The organism is Winogradskyella sp. MIT101101, from assembly GCF_047126865.1.
In the GTDB taxonomy this organism is placed as follows: domain Bacteria; phylum Bacteroidota; class Bacteroidia; order Flavobacteriales; family Flavobacteriaceae; genus Winogradskyella; species Winogradskyella ouciana.
The window spans coordinates 2,439,515-2,461,179 of record NZ_CP138982.1 but is presented as its reverse complement, the minus strand read 5'-3'; the positions used below and the strand labels follow the sequence as shown (position 1 = coordinate 2,461,179).

Sequence of the window (21,665 nt, the reverse complement as noted above, 5' to 3'; positions counted from 1 at the left end):
ACGGAAAACGCAATCCGCGGAACACCGTGACTACGGTTTTTTAATTCCAAGCTTTTTCATTCTATCTCTTAATGTGCTTGGTTTAATGTCTAAAATTTGAGCAGCGCCTTGGGATCCGTCGATTTTCCAGTTACACTGCTCTAAAGTCTGTACTATATGCATTCTTTGTACGTCGTCCAAGCTAAGTGTTGCAGAATGTATAGGAGTAGGTTTTTCTGAAGACTTGAATCCTGGTACAAACAGGGTTTCTGTATTAGTCAATATAACAGCGCGCTCCACCAAGTTTTCCAATTCTCTAACATTACCAGGCCAATCATAGTTGTATAAGGCATGTCTTGTATCTTGAGGAATGTACTTGATTTTCTTATTGTATTTTTTACAAAACTTGTCCACAAAATGCTCTATTAAAATAGGTATATCTTCTGGTCTTTGTCTAAGCGGTGGTATATTTATTGGGAATACATTGAGCCTAAAATAAAGGTCTTCCCTAAATTTTTTCTTTTTAACCTCCTTGTCTAAATTTCTATTGGTAGCTGCAACTATTCTTAAGTTTACTTTTTGTACTTTAGAACTACCTATCGGTTCTATTTCGTGCTCTTGTATTGCGCGTAGTAGTTTAGGCTGCATGTCTAAAGGCAATTCCCCAATTTCATCTAAGAACAATGTGCCACCGTCTGCTAGTTTAAATTTACCTTCTTTATCATTTAATGCACCCGTAAACGATCCTTTTTTATGACCAAACAACTCACTCTCAATCAACTCTTTGGGTATTGCAGCGCAATTAACTTTAATTAGTGGTTTTGAACTTCTCCCACTAATGTTATGGATTGCTCTGGCTATAAGTTCTTTCCCTGTACCAGACTCACCCAATAGCAGCACCGTAGCATCTGTTTCAGCCACTTTTTCTACATCGGTAAGCACCTGGCTAAAGGCCGCACTGCTATAAACCATTTCTTCATAATTAAATACCAGGTTTATTTGCTCTCTAAGGTAAACGTTCTGTTGCTCTAATTCTTTTCTCAGGTGGTTTAAATCAGTATTCGCTACAGACAGTTTTTTGTTTGTCTCAATTAGCTTTTTCTGAATTTTTGTTCTTTCGGCATTCTCAATGGCCAATGACACCAAACCCGCAACAGTTGTAGCAAATTGTTCTTCTTCTGGTGTCCACTCCCTTATGTCATCTAAATGCTCAAAACAGAGTACACCAAAAGGTTTCTTAAGGCCTTTAACAAAAACATCGAGCATGGAAGTGATACCAAACTTGTCTAAGTAACTATTTTTGTAATCATTATCAAATTCACTATTTGCACAATCATTGATTTTTACAATTTTTTTATCGTACAGTTTTTTAAAATAGTTAGGATAGTTCTTTGTTTCGAGCTCTTCACTATTTTTAAATTCATCTCCTTGCAAATGATAAGCACTTAGACAGTGTATTTGGGTCTCATCCTCATTAAATTTCCAAATACTAACTCGGTTTACTTCTAATGCTTGAGCGGCACTTGAGATTATGTTTTTTAAGACCTTATCAAAATCTTCACCTATTAGATTTACTAGTTTGAGAATGACATTTTTTCTATTTAAAGCTCTCTCTGATTTATCCTTTAACTCATTCTGAAATTTTAGCCGCTCTGATATATCTACAAAAGTTGACACATAACCAATGGTTTCTTCTTGGCTATTGGTAATTTTTGCATTTGCTACCGCTGCCTCAAAACGGTCACCATTTGCCTTCTTAAATGTGAGTTGACTTTTATTGAAAACACCTTGCAGACCTAAACTTACGTATTTTCTGAAGGTTTTATAGTGCTCAGGTGGCCAATGAGGAAAAGGCTGTTTTGTACCCACAATTTCAGACTCTTTATACCCAGTCATATCAAGATAAGCCTTATTTACGCGGATACAAGTGAGGTCTGCATTTAATACTATAAGCCCTTCATGCATACTATCTAATACAGACTCAGAAAAGTTTTTGGACACCTGAAGCTGGTTCTCGGTATGCTTTAGTGCACTAATATCTAAAATTGAGGACTGCACAAAATCATCCCCTCCCAAATTGACTAATTGAAAGGTTGCCAATCCATAGGTGGTGTCACCATTTTTTTTAATCACTTCTAGCTCGTATGATTTGAGGATTTCCTGATCCGCTAAAAACGCCCTAATAGAATTGGCCTCACTTAAACAAATAAGCTCTAAATCCTCAACAGTATGCCCTAAAACCTCTTCTTTTTTATAGCCTGTAAATTTTTCCCATGCTTCGTTAACGTCAACTAAGGTTCTATCGCTCTTTTTTGCGAGGGTATGAGGTGTTGGGTTGTTATGAAAAATTTTTGAGTATATACTATTTCGATTAAAAACAGTATTAGAAGGGTTAGGGTTTTTGCCTGGGGCTTTATCTTTTTTCATAGGACACAATACAAATATTCCGCCTTTAGGGTGGGCAGTTAAGAGATTTCTTTAAAGTTGAGTCACACAAGAATACACCTAATATACAAAAAAAAGATACCTGTATCGTTATTAAACTAAGATAGTACAATATATTTTTTTTAAAAATTGTATAAAAACAAAAAAGCATCCCGATTTTCTTATTCAGAAAAAAGGAAAGCCTTTCATTGGTAAATATCCAATAAATTGGATTTCTACTAATACTCAGATGTTACTCTGAGCGCAACACAACGTCTTTATATTGAAAAAGCTCCAATTTCTCAGAGCTTTTAAGCAATTTTTGCGGTCTGGACGGGACTCGAACCCGCGACCCCCTGCGTGACAGGCAGATATTCTAACCAGCTGAACTACCAGACCGTTGCATAATTGCGAGGGCAAATATACATTGCATTTTTAATTCCGCAAACAAAAAATTAAAAAAATAGAGATTTATTTACACAAATTTTTGCCGCTCTATCATATATGTGGTGAGTATCTGGTTAAAGCCCTTATTAATGTCCGCCTCAACATACTTTATTCTGTACTGTCCGCATTTCAATTTTAGGTTGTCAAAGTAATCTTTTACAGCCTTTTCATAATTTTCCTTGATGTTATCCGGATACAAATTGATAAAATCACCTGTTTCCACATCTATAAAACGTTTAGGCCTATTATCAAACTGAAAAGTCAATTCTTTAGCTTTATCATATATATGAAATAAAACCACTTCGTGCTTATTGTGTTTTAGATGTCTTAAAGCCTCAAACAACTTCTCATCGTCTTCAGAGGTCTGAAACATGTCCGTAAACAAAAATATCAAAGACCTGCGATGAATCTTCTCTGCTATCTGGTGCAAATAGGTATAGGTTTCAGTGGTTTTGGACTTTGGCTTAGCAATTACAGCTTCACCTAATTTGCTCAGCAACATTCTATGGTGCCGCTCGCTCCCTTTTTCAGGTGCGTAAAAATCATAAGTATCACTATAAATACTCAACCCAACCGCATCACGCTGTTTTTTTAGAATATGCATTAAGGATGCGCTTGCCAATGCCGAAAATGCAATTTTATTGAGATTATCAATTGTTGTACCTGCCGATTCTGGATAGTGCATCGAAGTACTATTATCCACGATCAAATGACAACGTAGATTGGTTTCCTCATCATAGCGCTTGGTGTACAAACGATCGGTTTTGGCATAGAGTTTCCAATCGATGTGTTTGGTACTTTCACCTTGATTGTAAATCTTATGTTCAGCAAATTCTGCCGAAAATCCATGAAACGGACTTTTATGCATGCCAGCAATAAAACCCTCTACTACTTGCTTGGCGAGTAATTCTAGGTTTTTAAAACCGCCTGCTTTATTTAATTCTAATTGTAAATCCATTCCTATCCTAGCCTTCCCAACGGGAAGGAATTTTTTTCGCTTCGTGCTTCGTGCTTCGTGCTTCGTGCTTCGTGCTTCGTGCTTCGTGCTTCGTGCTTCGTGCTTCGTGCTTCGTGCTATACGCCTAAACTAAAAAAGGTTCGCCGCAATGGCAAACCTTTTATCATTTCTTTTAGAACTTATTTGAATATCGACTATAAAAGTGCATCGATAGCTTCTGAATAAGCGTTCTTTGGTGCAACACCTACTTGTCGTCCTACGACTTCACCATCTTTAAAAACCAATACTGTTGGTATGTTTCTTACTCCGTATTTAGCAGCAAATTCTTGATTTGCATCAACATCTACCTTACCAACTACAGCTTTTCCTTCGTACTCTGTGCTAATTTCGTCAATGATTGGTCCAACCATACGGCAAGGTCCGCACCACGCTGCCCAAAAATCTACCATTACCGGTTTATCACTCTTTAATACTGTTTCTTCAAACGTTGCATCTGTTATTTCTAATGCCATAATATTTATTTTAATTGTATTCTACTTCGTTTACACAAAATTAGTCAAAAATTTTGCCAAACCTTACAATGGCAGTATTTCATTTGATTATTGCCATATTGACGGACTTAATACAAGCTGAAACAACTTCAACAACTTTGAGACTTGTGCTTCTTGAAATCAAAATAACCCAAGATTAAACTCGAACTACATATAAAACCGATAAGATATTCTGTAACGGAACTACCTGTTGCAAATCCATAAATTGAAGCCAATATACCAAGCGTACCTATAAACAATAAAATATTTCTTGTGGATTTCATAACATTTGAATTTTGATGTATTGTATTAGTAATTAAAACTTAGGAAATGTTACATCCTTAATTCAACTTATACCTAACATCCAACTCATGCAGCTCATTCAACAGCTCTTGTGAAATCTTTACCTTCTGTTTTCGGCTTGGCATGTTCAACTTTAATTTTTCAGATTGGTCATACACCACAAAATTGAGGTTATGATTGCCTATATGCATACCAAGTAAGTCTTGTAAGTTTGAAACCGTGTCTTTTTCCAAATCATCTATATTCAATTGTATGGACAACTTTTTGGCATAGGCATCCATAACATCGTGCAGCAACTGAAAATTATTAAACTGAATCCTTGGCTCTCCTTTTTGACCCGTTTCTCTGTTCATCCAACCTTCCTTTACATAGGCGCGTACATAAACAAAGGAATTCTGTACCAAGAAATGCCTGAACTTTAAATAGTCCTCACCAAAAATCCTAAAGTCGTGACTATCCGTATAATCTTCAATCGTAAAAATCGCCCAACCCTTGCCTTGCTTACTCACACGATGCTGTACTTCGGTAACCACACCACCAAAGGTAATTTCTCGATTTACAACCGCATTTAAATCGTTGAAAACTGAAATACTACCATTGCAAAAGGTTTTCATTTCAATTTTAAAATCATCCAACGGATGACCAGAAATATAAATACCAACTACTTCCTTTTCGCGCGATAGTTTTTCCATTGTTCCCCAATCTTCACAAGGCGGTACTTGTGGTTCTGCAATCTGTACATCACTAGCTTCCCCAAACAAACTCACTTGTGCCGAATTTTCATTTTCCTGATGTTTGGCACCATACTTCACCGCTTTTTCTAAAAAGGTAATGCCATCTCCATCATGGGCAAAATATTGTGCTCTATGTGTATCTTCAAAACAATCAAATCCGCCTGCATTTGCCAATCCTTCAAAGGCTTTTTTGTTGGCAGCTCGCAAATCGATACGCTTTGCCAAATCGAAAATAGATTTATAATTTCCGTCTTTTTTACGGTTTTCCACAATAGTTTTTACAGCTCCATGACCTACACCTTTTATGGCTCCCATACCGAACCGTACCGCATTGTCCTTATTTACCGAAAATTTATAGAAACTCTCGTTGACACTTGGCCCAAGAACTGGTAGTCGCATCCGCTTACATTCTTCCATAAAGAAGGTTACGGATTTAATATCGTTCATATTATTAGAAAGCACCGCAGCCATATATTCCGCTGGATAATGAGCTTTCAGATAAGCCGTTTGGTAGGCAATCCAAGCGTAACATGTACTATGCGATTTGTTGAAGGCATAACTTGCAAAGGCTTCCCAATCCTTCCAGATTTTTTCGAGCTTGTCCTTATCCATCCCCTTAGCAGCAGCTTGCTCGATGAATTTTGGTTTCATCTTATCAAGTACCGCTTTCTGCTTTTTACCCATCGCTTTTCTCAAAACATCGGCTTCACCTTTGGTAAAGTCCGCCAATTTTTGGGACAACAACATCACTTGCTCTTGATACACCGTAATACCGTAAGTTTCCTTTAGGTATTCTTCCATTTCAGGCAAATCGTAAATAATTTCCTCTTTACCGTGTTTACGATTAATAAAACTCGGAATATATTCCATCGGACCGGGACGATACAGCGCGTTCATGGCAATTAAATCATCAAAAACCGTAGGCTTTAAATGCTTCATGTGTTTTTGCATACCTGGCGATTCATACTGAAAAATCCCAACCGTTTCTCCACGTTGGAAAAGTTCGTATGTTTTTTCGTCATCCAACGGAAAGCTATCTGGATCAAGGTCTATATTATGCTTTGCTTTTACAATTTTAACCGTATCTTTTATTAAGGTCAGTGTTTTTAGACCCAAGAAATCCATCTTCAGCAACCCAGCACTTTCAACCACAGAGTTATCAAACTGCGTGACGTACAAATCGGAATCTTTGGCCACCGAAACAGGTACATAATTGGTAATATCACCAGGTGTAATGATGACTCCACAAGCGTGAATTCCCGTATTTCTAACCGAACCCTCTAAGATACGAGCTTGATTTACAGTTTCGGCCTGTAAATCTTCACCATCTGAAATGTTGAGCAACTGATTGACTTTCTCTAAATCTTCTGAACGGAATTTGCTAGCCAATTCCTTTTCACTTTTGCCGAAAATCTTACCGAGTTTGGACATATTCGGAATCAGTTTCGCTATATGGTCGGCTTCATTCAAAGGTAAATCCAGTACACGCGCTGTATCTCTAATGGACGACTTTGCAGCCATGGTACCATAGGTGATAATCTGTGCCACCTGATTGGCACCATATTTATCAATCACATATTGCATCACTCTACCACGACCTTCATCATCAAAATCGATATCGATATCTGGCATGCTTACACGATCTGGATTAAGGAAACGCTCAAAAAGTAAATCGTACTTTATTGGGTCAATATTGGTAATCCAAAGGCAATAAGCAACCACCGAACCTGCTGCCGAACCACGTCCTGGCCCAACGGAAACGTCCATTTTTCGAGCTTCGCGAATAAAGTCTTCAACAATCAAGAAGTAACCTGGATAGCCTGTGTTTTCGATAACGCTTAACTCAAAATCGAGTCGTTCTTTGATTTCTGGTGTAATCTCTCCGTAGCGTTTTTTTGCACCTTCATAAGTGAGGTGTTTTAGATAGGCATTTTCACCTCGTTTGCCACCATCGGCTTTATCTTCTTCAAACTTGAATTCATCCGGAATATCAAAAGCAGGCAATAACACATCGCGCGCCAATTCATAAGGCTCAATCTTATCCACCACCTCTTGGATATTAACAATCGCTTCAGGAACATCCCGAAATAAGGCCTTCATTTCTTCGGACGACTTAAAATAATATTCTTGATTTGGCAGTCCGTAACGATAACCACGACCACGACCGATTGGTGTCGCTTGTTTTTCGCCATCTTTTACGCACAATAGAATGTCGTGTGCATTGGCATTTTCTTGCTCAACATAATAGGTATTGTTGGTGGCTACCAATTTTACATCGTGCTTTTGTGCAAATTGAATCAAAACCGGATTCACACGATTTTCATCTTCTTGATTATGGCGCATCAATTCGATATACAAATCATCTTGAAACGTGTCTTTCCACCACAGCAAGGCTTCTTCAGCTTGGTTTTCGCCAATATTCAACACCTTACTAGGCACTTCACCATAAAGGTTTCCAGTAAGACAGATTAAATCTTCTTTGTATTGTTCAATAAGTTTCTTGTCGATTCGTGGCACATAGTAGAAGCCATCCGTAAATGCGGCTGACGATAATTTCGCCAAATTATGATATCCTTTTTTAGATTTGGCCAACAACACGATCTGGTAACCGTTGTCTTTTCGGGTTTTATCTAAATGATTCTCACATACAAAAAACTCACAGCCAATAATTGGTTTGATAATATTCCCTTTTTTCTCTTCTCCCGCCTCTTCAGCTTCAGCATGTTGTGCTTTTATTGCTCTATTATGATTGGAAACTGCACTCACAAAATGAAATGCGCCCATCATATTTCCGTGGTCGGTCAATGCCACGGCTGGCATACTTTCCTTTGCTGCAGCATCCACCAAATCCTTAATGCTTATGGTGGATTGCAATATTGAAAACTGTGAATGGTTATGCAGATGCACAAAATCCACATCTGCCAATTGTTTCGCAGCTTCTTTATTGGTTTGGATTGGGACAACTTCAGATTGCTCTTTTTGAAGCCTTGCGTTGATTTTAGCACTTTCTTTTTTAAGGTTGATGTGCTTTAAACCAATCAGCTGAATTTCATTTGGGTTTTCTTCAGAAAACTTTTCGAAATAATCTGGTTGAACGTCGAGCTGTTCTTTTGTGTATTGCTTCAATCGAATAAGTTCCAAAAAGCAACGTGTGGTTGCCTCAACATCGGCTGTGGCGTTGTGCGCTTCAGCAAATGGTTTGTTGAATAGGAATTCATGCAATTCCGTCAAGGTTGGTAATTTGAATTTCCCGTAACGACCACCAGGAATTTTACACAGCTCGGCTGTGTGCTCTGTACACGTGTCCAAAACCGGAAGCTCTTGTAACTGATTTGCCACATCTTCTCTGACAAACTCCGCACCCATAATATTCAAATCGAATCCAACATTTTGCCCGACCACAAATTTGGTTTTAGCTAAAGCGGTATTGAATTTTTCCAGAACCTCAGCCAATGGCACACCTTTTTCTGCTGCCAATTCAGTGGAAATACCGTGGATTTTTTCGGCATCATATGGAATATTGAAACCCTCAGGTTTTATCAAATAATCCTGATGCTCAATACAATTCCCCATCGCGTCATGTAACTGCCATGCAATCTGGATGGCTCTTGGCCAATTGTCCGTATCAGTGATTGGCGCGTCCCAGCGTTTTGGTAATCCTGTGGTTTCGGTATCGAATATTAAGTACATAAATAAGCCCCTTTTAATTTCCCCAGAGGGGAAAAACGAATATCATGCTGAGCGCAGTCGGAGCCATAGCAACCTAAAACTCAAAAGCGTATCGACTGTGCTCAACGTGACAGAAAGTTAGTCCATAAAATTACATAGAATTTGTACTTTTTTAAAGTGAAGTTATTATGAGTTTTGAACATTAAAAAACCACACCAAATGGTGTGGTTTTTTAATTCAGTTAATCTTTAATTTTAGGACAATACGACCTCAAAATTTTTCGCTTTAGCAACAGTTGCTTCAATAGCATTTCGCTGCTCTCTTAGAATATTAGTTATAGGCATTGGCATAGTTCCTTCATTTAGAATTTCATTATATTCTTCTAAACTAGATTTTTCACCTCTTATGGTTTCTTCTAAGATGGCATCTTCATTATTTGTTGAAAATGCTGTCTTTAAAGACATCCATGTTCTATGTAATTCGCCAGTAATGTTCCCTGAGTTCTCTGGAATCTCTCCATTGTCCCAAACTTCACTTCTTAATTCTTTTACAAATCTGGCACGTTCCTCTGCTCTATTCTTGAAAAAATTTTTCACTTCGCTATTTTCTACTTTATCGATAGCCATTTCATAACCATCTTTAGCGTTCATATTTTTTTCAATTAACTCGTTTAATTTATCTGTAATTTCTGTTTCGTACTTCATAATCTTTCTCATTTTAAAATTTTCGATACTTAATTTTTTTAGATGCGCATCGTTTAACATCTTATAATAAAAAAAGAGCTGTTAATTATAACAACCCTTTTGTTGTGGTTGATCTTTTATTAGGATACCATTTCTTCATGAACCTTCTCTGTATTGATAGCTGCTTGAATAGCATTTTTATGCTTAATCAATAAACTATCTATCGAAGGCGGTAGGTTACGTTCTTCTAACAAGTCGTTATACGACTTCAAACTTTCCTTTTCGCCTTTTATGGCTTCTTCTAGTATAGCTTCTTCGTTGTTAGAACTGAAGAGTGATTTTAGGCTCATCCAGTTTCTATGGACTGTACCTTTAAAACTACCTGAATCTTTAGGGTCTTCACCATATCTTAAGATTTCGGTTCTCAATTCTTTGGCAAATTCACTTCGCTCAGATGCTCTTCTTTTAAAGAACATTTTAAGCCTATCGCTATCAACATTATCGATAGCGTTGAGATAGCCTTTCTCGGCATCATAATTCTTTACTAATAATTCATTTAATTTATTTGAAATTTCTTCTGAAAATGTCATAATTGGTTTGTTGTTTTTAAGTTTCAATACCTTCTTTTAGGATGCGTATTGTTAACATCTCAACACTATATAGTATAAACAAAAAAGTAGGAAAAATCCAACAATTTAACATCTTTAACAAAGACTTAGCTTTATTTAACAAAAAAAGCATCACTCTCTCGAGTAATGCTTCCTGTTATTAGGTTTTTTTGGCTACCTAAGCTTGTAAATAATCTGGTGTGCCGTCCGCATCAGAATCTAAAGCATCCACAGGATTGCCGTCAGAATTAGGGTCAGCGTTCTCATTAATCGTTAATATGGTATCTCCATCATCATCATCGTCTAAATAATCCTCAACACCATTACCATCGGTATCGCCTGTTTCAAAATTGGTAAATATGCCATCTCCATCGTCATCATTGTCTAAATAATTCACATCACCATCACCATCAGTATCTATTGGATTACCATTTGCATCTACTGCTTCGTCTATGGTTAAAACTCCATCTCCATCATCGTCATTATCCAAGTAGTTTGGTGTACCGTCACCATCGATATCATCATTTTCTAAATCACCATCACCATTAAAGTCTTCGAAAGCATTTGGCACTCCATCTGAGTCATCATCAGCACAGTCTAGATTGTCGATTTCCGCCTGAATAGATCCATCTGCATCCCCACAAAATTGAATCTGCTCCTGAAGGTAAAATATATATTGAGCACACTTCTCATCAAAATTACCAATTGTTGCGGTATTGTATTGGTTTTCGGCTTCTATCCTATTATCAGTTGCCTGCGAACAACTAATTTGACAACTTCCTAAAGCATCGATCATTGCTTGTATAGACCCATCTGCATCTCCGCAAAAGTTGCGTTGAGTTGTTAAAGCCTCACTATAGGCATTACAAGCCGCTTCAAAATCTGCGCTGCTCACAAACTCTAAACTAGAATCGAATGTCGCCTGGTAAGCCAATAAAGCCGTATCAGCTGCCATTTCAGTATCTGTACACGTCATAGGGTTTGCAGGTATTGTGCCAGATATTAAAGGAACTTTATAAAAAATTCCATTGGTGTAACCTACAGAGTTTAAACCTGAAGCATCAAAAGCCAAAAATCTAAATGTCCCAGTAAATGTTGCGTTTGCGATATCTATTTCTTCTATTACAATTTCACCTAATTCCGGATATATAGAAACGCTAGGGTCTGGTCTATTGTTAGTAGAAAATATTGTGCCAAAACCATCAATATATTCAGCCTCTATAGCATTAACATTTCCAACGACATAGGTTCCTTCTGAAACAGAAGGCGTCCTGAGATTTACCGTTTCAATATTATTAGTGCCTGTAATCGTTAAGAAACCATTAGCATCAATACTAGCTGAGAATGCCTTAGCTCTCCAAAGCTCATTTGCACGATCACCTTGAAAAGCAGGTGTATTGAATTGTACTTCGTCACCACAGCTTAATACCGTTAAGAAAATAAGAGATAAGAGGATTAGTTTTTTCATTGTTTAAATACTAATTTATCTTTGTTTCAAATATAACGAAACAAGAGTTTCAAAAGTATAATATTTTTTTATTCTGAGCTCATCTTGGATTGGTCTTTAGGTCAAAGTAATAATCTTTCAGTTAAAGTGGTTAAAAGCCTTGTAAATTAAAAAAATACACTATCTTTGCGCCCTCATTAATAACAGAGGTCGAGAACCTCACTAATTAATTATTATGCCTGTAAAAATTAGATTACAAAGACACGGTAAGAAAGGAAAACCTTATTACTGGATCGTAGCTGCGGATTCTCGCGCTAAAAGAGATGGTAAATACCTAGAAAAATTAGGTGCTTACAACCCAAACACAAATCCTGCAACTATAGAATTAGATGTTGACGGAGCTGTAAAATGGTTACAGAATGGTGCACAACCAACTGACACTGCAAAAGCAATTTTGTCTTACAAAGGTGCGATGCTTAAAAAGCATTTAGCTGTTGGTGTTAGAAAAGGAGCACTTACCGAAGAGCAAGCTGAAGAAAAATTCAACGCTTGGTTGGAAGAAAAAACTGCTAAAATTGAAGCTAAAGCTGAAGGATTGTCTAAAGCAGAAGCTGATGCGAGAGCTAAAGCACTTGAAGCAGAAAAAGCTGTAAACGAAGCACGTATTGCAGCAGCTGAACCAGTTGTTGAAGAAGAAGTAGCTGAAGAAACTGAAGCTGCAACAGAAGAAGCAACGGCTTCTAACGAAGAAGAATAAAGAATTTATTTTTTATACTTTTAAACCCAGATCATTATGGTCTGGGTTTTTTGTGCAAAGAACTTTCTTATGCATAATCTAAAATTTTAATAAAAAAAAGACCCTGAAATAAATTCAGGGTGACAAATCAATACTTGGTCTTGAAAAAAGAAGATTGTTTTTATTTAGGTAAGATTGTAAAGAAGTACAGCTTTAAAGGGGAGCTATTGGCTAAACTAGATACGGATGAACCTGACCTTTACGATAATTTAGATGCCATTTTTATTGACTTAAGAGGAAACCTAGTGCCTTTTTTTATCGAATCTTCCCAATTACACAAGTCGGATTTGCTTCGACTTAAATTTGAGGAAGTAGACACTGAAGCTGATGCCGATGCCTTGCTTAAGTCTGAGCTTTACTTACCTTTGGATTTACTCCCTAAACTCGAAGGTGATAAATTTTACTTTCATGAGGTTATTGGTTTTACAATAAAGGAAAAAAACTTTGGTGAAGTGGGTATTATTAAAGCCATTAACGATTCTACGGCTCAAGCGCTTTTTGAAATTGATAGAGATGGTGTTGAAATCCTAATTCCGATGAATGATGAATTTATAGTTAAAGTTGACAGGAAAAATAAAACCATTGAAGTTGATACACCTGAGGGGTTGATTGAATTGTATATAAGCCCATCCTAAATCCTCCCCTGAGGGAAGGACTTTCACTCCTATGAATAAGCCATTTCAGTTCAAACAATTTACAGTCAATCAAGACCGTTGTGCCATGAAAATTGGTACCGATGGAGTATTACTTGGTGCTTGGACATCTGTTGACCATAATCCATTTAACGTATTGGATATTGGTGCTGGCACAGGAATCCTTAGCCTAATGATTGCTCAACGCAGTCATGCTGAACAAATTGAAGCGATTGAAATTGATGATGACGCATTTGAGCAATGCGCAGAGAATTTTGAAAACTCACCTTGGAACGACCGTCTGTTTTGTTTCCACGCTTCATTATTAGAATATATTGAAGCCGTAGATGAAAAATTTGACCTTATCATCTGTAATCCACCTTTCTACTCGGAAGATTACAAAACCGAAGACAAAGCAAGGAACTTAGCTCGATTTAGTGACGCTATGCCTATGGAACATATCATCTTTGCTGTAATAAATTTTTTATCGGAAAACGGTATATTTTCAATTGTTATTCCTCATAAAATGGAAAACACGTTTATTGAAGAAGCTAGCCTTATTGGCCTTTCACCTAATCGCATTTTAAGGGTAAAGGGCAATCCAAACTCAGAAATTAAACGAAGTTTGATTGAGTTTAGCTATACAGAAACTGAAACTCATACTTCAGAATTAATCATAGAAACTTCACGACATCAATATACGGATGACTATATAAATTTAACTAAAGATTTTTATCTGAAAATGTAGTTCTCTTATTGGGCAATGAAAACGATTTCGTTACATTTGACCTTCAATAGATTTTAAAAAATTACATAATGAAGCCAGATTTATTTGAAGCTCCAGATTATTATAACATAGACGAATTACTTTCAGACGAGCATAAATTAGTGCGAGATGCCGCAAGAGAATGGGTAAAACGTGAAGTTTCTCCTATAATAGAAGAAGCTGCCCAAAAGGCAGAATTTCCTAAATCAATAATTGGGGGATTAGCGGAAATTGGTGCTTTTGGACCTTACATTCCAGAAGAATATGGAGGCGCAGGATTGGATCAAATTTCTTATGGTTTAATAATGCAAGAGATTGAGCGTGGAGACTCAGGAGTTCGAAGTACGGCTTCTGTTCAGTCCTCATTAGTCATGTATCCTATCTGGAAATATGGAAACGAAGAACAGCGTCAAAAATACTTACCAAAACTAGCCTCTGGTGAATGGATGGGCTCTTTTGGTTTAACTGAACCAGACCATGGTAGTAATCCTGGTGGTATGACCACAAACTTTAAGGATATGGGAGACCATTACTTATTGAATGGTGCTAAAATGTGGATTTCTAATGCTCCATTTTGCCAAATTGCAGTCGTTTGGGCAAAAGATGAAAATGGACGAATTCACGGATTGATCGTAGAACGTGGCATGGAAGGTTTTTCAACTCCAGAGACACATAACAAATGGTCATTGAGAGCTTCAGCTACTGGAGAATTGATTTTTGACAACGTAAAAGTTCCTAAAGAAAACTTATTGCCAAACAAATCTGGATTGGGAGCACCTCTTGGATGCTTGGATTCTGCACGTTACGGTATTGCTTGGGGAGCGATTGGAGCAGCCATGGATTGTTATGATACAGCTCTAAGATATAGTAAAGAACGTATTCAGTTTGGTAAACCTATAGGTCAGTTTCAACTACAACAAAAGAAATTAGCTGAGATGATTACCGAAATCACCAAAGCCCAGTTATTGGCTTGGAGACTTGGTGTAATGCGCGAAAATGGTACGGCAACCTCAGCACAAATCTCAATGGCAAAGCGTAACAATGTAGATATGGCCATCAATATTGCACGAGAGGCCAGACAGATGTTAGGAGGTATGGGAATTACTGGCGAATACAGCATTATGCGTCATTCCATGAATCTTGAAAGTGTGATCACTTATGAAGGTACCCATGATATTCATTTATTGATTACAGGATTGGATGTTACAGGACTCAATGCTTTTAAATAGATTTAAACCTTAAATATAGATATTGAAAATGCTTCTCTTTATGGGAAGCATTTTTTTAAGTCGTATCTTTAAGTTTATGAAAAAGATATTTTTAGTATTACTACTAGGCACCATGAGTGTGGCTTGCCAATCAAATGATGATGAAAATTCCCAGCAAACTGCAACATATAAAATTTTATCTTTAGGAGACAGTTACACCATTGGAGAAAGTGTTTGCGATTCTTGTCGGTTTCCTGAACAATTAAAAGATAGTTTAATTCAAAACCTAACCGAAGAAGCTACCATAGAATTAGATGTGGTTGCACAAACAGGTTGGACAACTACCAATTTAAAATCGGCAATTGAAACGGTGGACTTAGCTTCAGAATATGATTTGGCAACCTTGCTTATTGGTGTTAACAATCAATATCAAGGCAAACCCTTTTCATTATATGAAGAAGAATTTCCTGAGCTGGTGAACAAGGCTTTGGAATTTGCCAACGACGATAAATCTAGGATTATTGTGGTATCCATTCCCGATTATGCCTTTACTCCTTTTGGGCAAAATTCCGGAAATCCTGAAACCACTTCAGAAGAAATTGATATGTATAATGCTTTTGCTGAAGATTACTGTAACAATAACAACATTACTTTTATAAACATCACAGACATTACCAGAGAAGGGCTTAATAATCCTGATTTAGTGGCTTCGGATGGCCTACATCCTTCAGAATTGGCTTATGCTCAATTTGTGCAGCGGCTTTTACCCGTGGCATTAGAGAAATTATAATAACTTTTCTTACTTTAGTTTCAAACCAAATAAATGTCATCAAGAACACGATTTAATAAAGCCTACAAAAATGCCAAACGCGTTTTGTTCAATGACAGTTCCAAATTCATCCTCTTTAGCGATTGCCATCGTGGTGATAATAGCTTTGCGGATGATTTTGCCAATAACCGTAATATTTACTTTCATGCATTGAAAACTTATTATGCTGAAGGGTTTAATTATTGTGAATTGGGTGATGGTGACGAGTTATGGGAAAATCTTTCTTTTGAATCCATTTTGAGTGCCCATAAAAACGTGTATATGTTGATGAAGCTATTCCACGACGAAGGACGACTGCATATGATTTGGGGCAACCACGATATGGTGTACAGAAACGAGGATTATGTTAGCAAGCACCTCAACACCTATTTTGATCCTAAAACAGGTAAAGACGAAGATCTTTTCTGTGATATTAAATACCATGAAGGCATTATTTTAGAACACTCCGAAACTGGGCAGGAAATTTTCTTATGTCATGGACATCAAGCGGATTGGTGGAATTATCTCTTTTGGAAATGGAGCCGTTTTATGGTTCGTATTCTTTGGAAACCTTTAAATGTTATGGGTATTGCGGACCCAACAAGTCCGGCAAAAAACTATAAGGAACTCATTAAAGTAGAGCGGAGAACCAAAAGATGGATTATAGAAAACAACAACCTTATCACTATAACTGGTCATACACATAGACCAAGATTTCCAGAACCTGGCGATATTGCCTATTTTAATGATGGTAGTTGTGTTCATCCGCGAAGTATTACTGGTCTTGAAATTGAAGCCGGTAAAATTTCCCTGATTAAATGGCAGATAGTGACGACGGAAGATGGTACTTTAAAAATTGATCGCTTCTTGCTGGAAGGCCCTACACCTTTGATTGATTATAAGACTGAGTAATCTTTTAAAACAGAACTAAAAAAATAAACAGATTGCTTCTCCCGAAGTTTCGGGATCGCAATGACGTTTCAATTTATGATTCTGGTGCTAATTCTACTTCCAAGCCTTCCATATCAGGTGTCATTTGAATTTGGCAACCCAATCTGGAATTATCTTTTACGTAAAAGGCTTCAGAAAGCATGGCTTCTTCATCGTCTTGCATTTCTGGTAATTCATGGTCTGAATTTACATAACATTGACATGAAGCACACATCGCCATACCACCACAAACACCAATGGTACCTTCTGGCGCCAATTCAAAAGAACGCACTACTTCCATAAGGTTCATAGCCATATCGGTTGGAGCTTCAATTTTATGGGTTACTCCTTCTCTATCTATAATTGTTATGCTAATATCTTTATTTTCCAATTAATGAATCTTTTTTACAACTGCCTTAGGCGCTTCTTTTCGTGTGCCATCAAAGCCGTCAACACCTGAAACCGTAGTATATTTCATAACATAACGTTTGCCTGGGTTTATAATTTTATAGGCTGCTTGACACATTAATGTCGCTTCATGAAACCCACAAAGTATCAACTTTAGTTTTCCTGGATAGGTGTTTACATCACCAATGGCAAAAATGCCTGTAATATTGGTTTGATAGTCCAATGCATTGTTCACTTTAATGGCATTTTTCTCTATTTCAAGTCCCCAATTTGCAATTGGACCAAGTTTTGGAGATAGGCCGAATAAGGGCACAAAATGATCGCACTCCAACTCAAATTCTCTCTCAATATGTTGCGCTTGTTTTACAACGACAGCGTTAACTTTTTCATCACCCACAATACCAAATACCTCCGCAGGTGTAATTAGGTTTATCTTTCCTTTATTTTTTAGTTCTTGCACCTTTTCTACAGAATCTAAATGCCCACGGAATTCATTTCTTCTATGAACTAAAGTGACTTCACTAGCGACATCACTTAAAAAGATACTCCAGTCTAATGCAGAATCACCACCACCTGCAATCACCACTTTTTTATCGCGATACATTTCTGGGTCTTTAATAATGTACTCTACACCTTTATCTTCAAAATCCTTAATGTTATGGATTAAAGGTTTTCGAGGTTCAAAACTTCCTAATCCACCAGCTATAGCAACAACTGGTGCTTGGTGCTTTGTACCCTTATTTGTAGTTACTATAAAAGAACCATCTTCTTGTTTTTCAATGGTGTCTGCACGTTCACCTAAGGTAAAACCAGGCTCAAACTGCTTGCATTGCTCTAATAACTTATCGGTTAAGTCACCTGCTAAAATTTCAGGGTAAGCAGGAATATCGTAAATAGGCTTTTTTGGATAAATCTCTGAGCATTGTCCACCAGGTTGCGGCAAAGCATCAATTAAATGGCACTTTAATTTTAGGAGACCAGCTTCAAAAACCGTGAACAATCCTGTTGGTCCAGCACCAATGATAAGTATATCTGTTTTAATCATGAATTGAAAATTGGATACAAAACTATCAATGTAATTTGAAGTAAAATGTGATAAATGTCACATTCATTATTCTACATTAATAACTTTTTCTATTTGAGGAGCGTATTTCTTAATCGTCATTTCTACACCCGATTTTAACGTCATCTGATTAACGTTACAAGAGGTGCAGGCACCAACAAGCTGTACTTTAACCAGCTTATTGTCATCTATGGACAATAGATTAATATCACCACCATCACTCTGCAAAAACGGACGGATTTCGTCTAATGCTTTTTCTACGTTTAATTTAAGTTCTTCTGAGCTCATTTACTTTTTATTTCCTATCCCTAGCCCTTTCCTGAGAAAAGGGGAAATTTGGTTATTATTTCTTTATTGCAGAGCAACCTGCCATTGTTGTAATTTTTATTGCTTCTGTAGCTGGTAAATTATCATTTCTATCCACAACTTGCTGAACGACATTTCGTGTCAACGCTTCAAAAGCTTCTTCTGTCGGAGTTGCTGTTTGCATTGCTGCAGGTCTACCAACATCACCTGCTTCTCTAATACTTTGTACCAATGGCACTTCACCTAAAAACGGAACTTCTAAATCTTCAGCTAAGTTTTTAGCTCCTTCTTTTCCGAATATATAATATTTATTTTCTGGTAATTCCGCTGGAGTAAAATACGCCATGTTTTCAATGATTCCTAAAACAGGAACATTAATGCTTTCTTGCTGAAACATTGCCACTCCCTTTTTAGCATCTGCCAAGGCAACATTTTGCGGAGTACTAACTACTACAGCACCTGTGATTGGTAGCGCTTGCATAATGCTTAAATGAATATCTCCTGTACCAGGAGGTAGGTCTAACAACAGAAAATCCAGTTCTCCCCAAGCGGCATCAAAAATCATTTGGTTTAGCGCTTTTGAAGCCATAGGCCCACGCCAAATTACGGCTTGGTCTGGTCTAGTAAAAAATCCTATGGATAATACCTTGACTCCATAATTTTCTATGGGTTTCATTTTTGATTTGCCATCAACATTAACGGATAGTGGTCGCTCGTTGGCCACATCGAACATAATTGGAATTGATGGTCCGTAAATATCGGCATCCAATATCCCAACTTTAAATCCCATTTTGGCCAAAGTCACAGCTAAATTCGCCGTTACAGTTGACTTCCCTACTCCACCTTTACCTGAAGCTACTGCAATAATATTTTGAATTCCAGGAATTGGTTTTCCTTTGATTTCGTTTTTTGATGGAGCTGCTGGAGCATCCACCTTTAAATTCACTTTTATCTTTGCCTTTTCATAAACCTCTTTATGAATCGTTTGAAGGATTTCGACTTCGGTCTTTTTCTTGGCCTGTAGACTTGGATTCTTTATAGTGATATCGACAATAACTTCATCTGCAAAAGTTACTACATTGGTCACTGCACCACTATCTACCATATTCTCACCTTCACCAGGCACTGTTATGGTTTTGAGGGCTTTAAGTATATCTTGTTTGTTAAGCTTCACTGTGTTTATTAAGATTAATTCTAAATGCAAAGATAGGCATTAATGAAAGAAGAATAAAGCCGTGAGTTAGAAGATATTTATTGGTAGATTGATGAAATCAATTTACTTAAGTTCTTTTGCAGGATCCCAAAACACCGCTTCAAGATTCTGTATTTGATTATCTATAACTTCAATGTCCTCATTTTCGAGCAATTGTTGCATTAAGTTAGTACCATCAAAATGATGTTTACCTGTCAATAAACCTTTTCTATTGACCACGCGATGTGCTGGTACATCTTTCCCTCCAGAACCATTCATAGCATAACCAACAATTCTTGCACTTTTTGCGGCTCCCAAATATTTGGCAATGGCTCCATAACTCGTTACTCTTCCGTAAGGGACTAGCCTGGCCACTTCATACACTTTTTCAAAAAAACCTAAGGTTTCAGGTTTCATCACAATTCCTTTAAAATATTGATAAAAGTAATTAATGCTACAAGACCTGTTATTGCTCCTATGCTATAATTCATATTCTTTTGGGAGGTGAATTTTTTATCTTTTATCTTATCAAAAAAGAAAATGTAGAAATACAGCATCACAAAAGTTCCCATTGCTGCACCAGTAACATAGGTAATTATACTTGTTCGTTCAAAATCCATCCAACCAAAAGACGCCATAGTGATAGTCATATAGGCTTGATAAGGAATTGGGAAAACATTAAGTGCAGATAAAAACATACCATGAAAAAAGCGACTTTTTTTACTTCTTACGTCCGTTTCTACCTTGGTCTCTTTTTGATTTCTGGCAATAATCAAAAAATAAATAGTAATCAGAACAAAGATGACAAAAGCTACACGTTGCAAAATCTCTACGATATCTGGCCTGTTGGATAAATACCTCGCAAAAATAGCAGCAACATAGGTTTGAATAAAGACGACCAAACAAACACCTGACGAAAAGGTAATGCCTCTACCAGGACCTTCTTTAAGACTAATTCTGGCAGCCGTCATATTAAGTAAACCTGGTGGAATTACACCTATAAGTGCCACAAAAAGCCCGAGGAAGAAGACAACTGTTATGCTCAAATTTTAGTTGATTTTGAATCTAATATACGTAATTGCTTTGTCTTTCTCTAAATACTGATTTTCGTAAAAGGTCTGTATCTCGGTGACTTCTTCAGGACTTCCTTCCAGTTTATATACATTATGGTTGGCATAAAGCACCTCGTAACCCTTACCATGCAGTAAGCCAAGCGTATAACCATGCATAAATTCGCTATCGGTTTTTAAGTGCATAAGTCCATTTGGTTTAAGCACTTTACGATAACGCTCTAAAAACTGAAGATTAGTTAAGCGGTGTTTTGTACGCTTATATTTTATTTGTGGATCTGGAAATGTTATCCAGATTTCATCCACTTCATTTTCTTCAAAAACGTATTCAAGGAGTTCTATTTGTGTCCTTATAAAAGCAGCATTGGGAATGTTATCCTCTAAAGCAGTTTTTTGCACCTCTCCAAAAACGTGCACCTTTAATATCAACACCTATAAAGTTTTTATTGGGATAACGTTTCGCTAAACCAACGGTGTATTCACCTTTTCCACAACCCAATTCTAAAACTACAGGATTGTCATTCTTAAAAAATTCTTTCCTCCAATTGCCTTTTAATGAATAGTTTCCCTCAGTTAACTCTTCTCGCGTTGGTTGAAACACATTTGCAAAGGTTTCATTTTCTTTAAATCGTTTGAGCTTATTTTTACTTCCCACGTTATTCTTTCGTTTTCGATTTCGTAATAATTCGGTAAAATTAAGGAAA

The 21,665-nt window shown here is 37.0% G+C and carries 20 protein-coding genes, 1 tRNA gene and 1 pseudogene; 6 read left to right on the top strand and 16 right to left on the bottom strand.

Annotation, left to right across the window (positions count from 1 at the left end; all coding sequences use genetic code 11):
- Positions 1 to 30 precede the first annotated feature (30 nt).
- The 9 genes from SIB89_RS11050 to SIB89_RS11010 form a co-directional block, all read right to left on the bottom strand.
- On the bottom strand, positions 31 to 2,406 hold the full coding sequence (locus SIB89_RS11050) for a sigma 54-interacting transcriptional regulator (protein WP_412559810.1): 2,376 nt from the start codon (positions 2,404 to 2,406) through the stop codon (positions 31 to 33).
- A 322-nt stretch (positions 2,407 to 2,728) separates the two neighbouring features.
- Positions 2,729 to 2,802, bottom strand: a tRNA-Asp gene (locus tag SIB89_RS11045).
- A 76-nt stretch (positions 2,803 to 2,878) separates the two neighbouring features.
- Complete coding sequence (locus SIB89_RS11040; RefSeq protein ID WP_412559809.1) at positions 2,879 to 3,808, bottom strand: DUF58 domain-containing protein; 930 nt, start codon at positions 3,806 to 3,808, stop codon at positions 2,879 to 2,881.
- A gap of 194 nt (positions 3,809 to 4,002) precedes the next feature.
- Complete coding sequence (trxA, locus tag SIB89_RS11035; protein ID WP_155088173.1) at positions 4,003 to 4,320, bottom strand: thioredoxin; 318 nt, start codon at positions 4,318 to 4,320, stop codon at positions 4,003 to 4,005.
- A gap of 128 nt (positions 4,321 to 4,448) precedes the next feature.
- Positions 4,449 to 4,622, bottom strand: coding sequence for a hypothetical protein (locus SIB89_RS11030; RefSeq protein WP_412559808.1), 174 nt, complete (start codon positions 4,620 to 4,622; stop codon positions 4,449 to 4,451).
- Positions 4,623 to 4,679: 57 nt separating this feature from the next.
- A complete protein-coding gene (gene dnaE / locus SIB89_RS11025; RefSeq protein ID WP_412559807.1) occupies positions 4,680 to 9,065 on the bottom strand; it encodes a DNA polymerase III subunit alpha in 4,386 nt (1,461 codons plus the stop codon).
- Between the two features lie 233 nt (positions 9,066 to 9,298).
- Positions 9,299 to 9,748, bottom strand: a complete 450-nt coding sequence (locus tag SIB89_RS11020) for a ferritin-like domain-containing protein (RefSeq protein WP_273291560.1) — start codon at positions 9,746 to 9,748, stop codon at positions 9,299 to 9,301.
- A 119-nt stretch (positions 9,749 to 9,867) separates the two neighbouring features.
- Positions 9,868 to 10,317: a ferritin-like domain-containing protein gene (locus SIB89_RS11015; protein WP_412559806.1), complete on the bottom strand. Its 450-nt coding sequence runs from the start codon at positions 10,315 to 10,317 to the stop codon at positions 9,868 to 9,870.
- Between the two features lie 196 nt (positions 10,318 to 10,513).
- On the bottom strand, positions 10,514 to 11,803 hold the full coding sequence (locus SIB89_RS11010; protein WP_412559805.1) for a DUF6252 family protein: 1,290 nt from the start codon (positions 11,801 to 11,803) through the stop codon (positions 10,514 to 10,516).
- A gap of 214 nt (positions 11,804 to 12,017) precedes the next feature.
- On the opposite strand from SIB89_RS11010, the gene SIB89_RS11005 reads away from it, so the two are divergent.
- From SIB89_RS11005 to SIB89_RS10980, 6 genes are all read left to right on the top strand, one after another.
- Positions 12,018 to 12,539, top strand: coding sequence for a 30S ribosomal protein S16 (locus SIB89_RS11005; RefSeq protein WP_273291556.1), 522 nt, complete (start codon positions 12,018 to 12,020; stop codon positions 12,537 to 12,539).
- A gap of 140 nt (positions 12,540 to 12,679) precedes the next feature.
- Positions 12,680 to 13,213 (top strand): ribosome maturation factor RimM, encoded by a 534-nt coding sequence (gene rimM / locus SIB89_RS11000; RefSeq protein ID WP_412559804.1) that lies wholly within the window; start codon positions 12,680 to 12,682, stop codon positions 13,211 to 13,213.
- Positions 13,214 to 13,244: 31 nt separating this feature from the next.
- Positions 13,245 to 13,958 carry a tRNA1(Val) (adenine(37)-N6)-methyltransferase gene (locus SIB89_RS10995; protein ID WP_412559803.1) on the top strand — a complete coding sequence of 238 codons (714 nt, stop codon included), beginning with the start codon at positions 13,245 to 13,247 and terminating at the stop codon, positions 13,956 to 13,958.
- 68 nt (positions 13,959 to 14,026) lie between these two features.
- Positions 14,027 to 15,205, top strand: coding sequence for an acyl-CoA dehydrogenase family protein (locus tag SIB89_RS10990; protein WP_412559802.1), 1,179 nt, complete (start codon positions 14,027 to 14,029; stop codon positions 15,203 to 15,205).
- Between the two features lie 76 nt (positions 15,206 to 15,281).
- Positions 15,282 to 15,974, top strand: coding sequence for an SGNH/GDSL hydrolase family protein (locus SIB89_RS10985; RefSeq protein ID WP_412559801.1), 693 nt, complete (start codon positions 15,282 to 15,284; stop codon positions 15,972 to 15,974).
- Positions 15,975 to 16,007: 33 nt separating this feature from the next.
- Positions 16,008 to 16,904 carry a metallophosphoesterase family protein gene (locus SIB89_RS10980; protein WP_273291540.1) on the top strand — a complete coding sequence of 299 codons (897 nt, stop codon included), beginning with the start codon at positions 16,008 to 16,010 and terminating at the stop codon, positions 16,902 to 16,904.
- 73 nt (positions 16,905 to 16,977) lie between these two features.
- Here the strand turns inward: SIB89_RS10980 and SIB89_RS10975 are convergent, their stop codons facing one another.
- The 7 genes and pseudogenes from SIB89_RS10975 to trmB all read right to left on the bottom strand — a co-directional run bounded on the left by SIB89_RS10975 (position 16,978) and on the right by trmB (position 21,616).
- Positions 16,978 to 17,313: a ferredoxin gene (locus SIB89_RS10975; protein ID WP_412559800.1), complete on the bottom strand. Its 336-nt coding sequence runs from the start codon at positions 17,311 to 17,313 to the stop codon at positions 16,978 to 16,980.
- Positions 17,314 to 18,375 carry an NAD(P)/FAD-dependent oxidoreductase gene (locus SIB89_RS10970; protein ID WP_412559799.1) on the bottom strand — a complete coding sequence of 354 codons (1,062 nt, stop codon included), beginning with the start codon at positions 18,373 to 18,375 and terminating at the stop codon, positions 17,314 to 17,316.
- A 66-nt stretch (positions 18,376 to 18,441) separates the two neighbouring features.
- Positions 18,442 to 18,681, bottom strand: a complete 240-nt coding sequence (locus SIB89_RS10965) for a NifU family protein (protein ID WP_155088154.1) — start codon at positions 18,679 to 18,681, stop codon at positions 18,442 to 18,444.
- 55 nt (positions 18,682 to 18,736) lie between these two features.
- The gene (locus SIB89_RS10960) at positions 18,737 to 19,873 is read right to left on the bottom strand and encodes a P-loop NTPase (RefSeq protein ID WP_412559798.1); all 1,137 of its coding nucleotides are present in this window, start codon (positions 19,871 to 19,873) and stop codon (positions 18,737 to 18,739) included.
- A gap of 102 nt (positions 19,874 to 19,975) precedes the next feature.
- Entirely contained in the window at positions 19,976 to 20,308 is a 333-nt protein-coding gene (locus tag SIB89_RS10955; RefSeq protein ID WP_412559797.1) for an MGMT family protein, read from the bottom strand.
- On the bottom strand, positions 20,308 to 20,937 hold the full coding sequence (locus tag SIB89_RS10950; protein WP_412559796.1) for a LysE family transporter: 630 nt from the start codon (positions 20,935 to 20,937) through the stop codon (positions 20,308 to 20,310). Before SIB89_RS10950 ends, SIB89_RS10955 begins: the two co-directional genes overlap by 1 nt.
- A gap of 3 nt (positions 20,938 to 20,940) precedes the next feature.
- A pseudogene (gene trmB, locus SIB89_RS10945) lies at positions 20,941 to 21,616 on the bottom strand (tRNA (guanosine(46)-N7)-methyltransferase TrmB).
- Between the last annotated feature and the right edge of the window lie 49 nt (positions 21,617 to 21,665).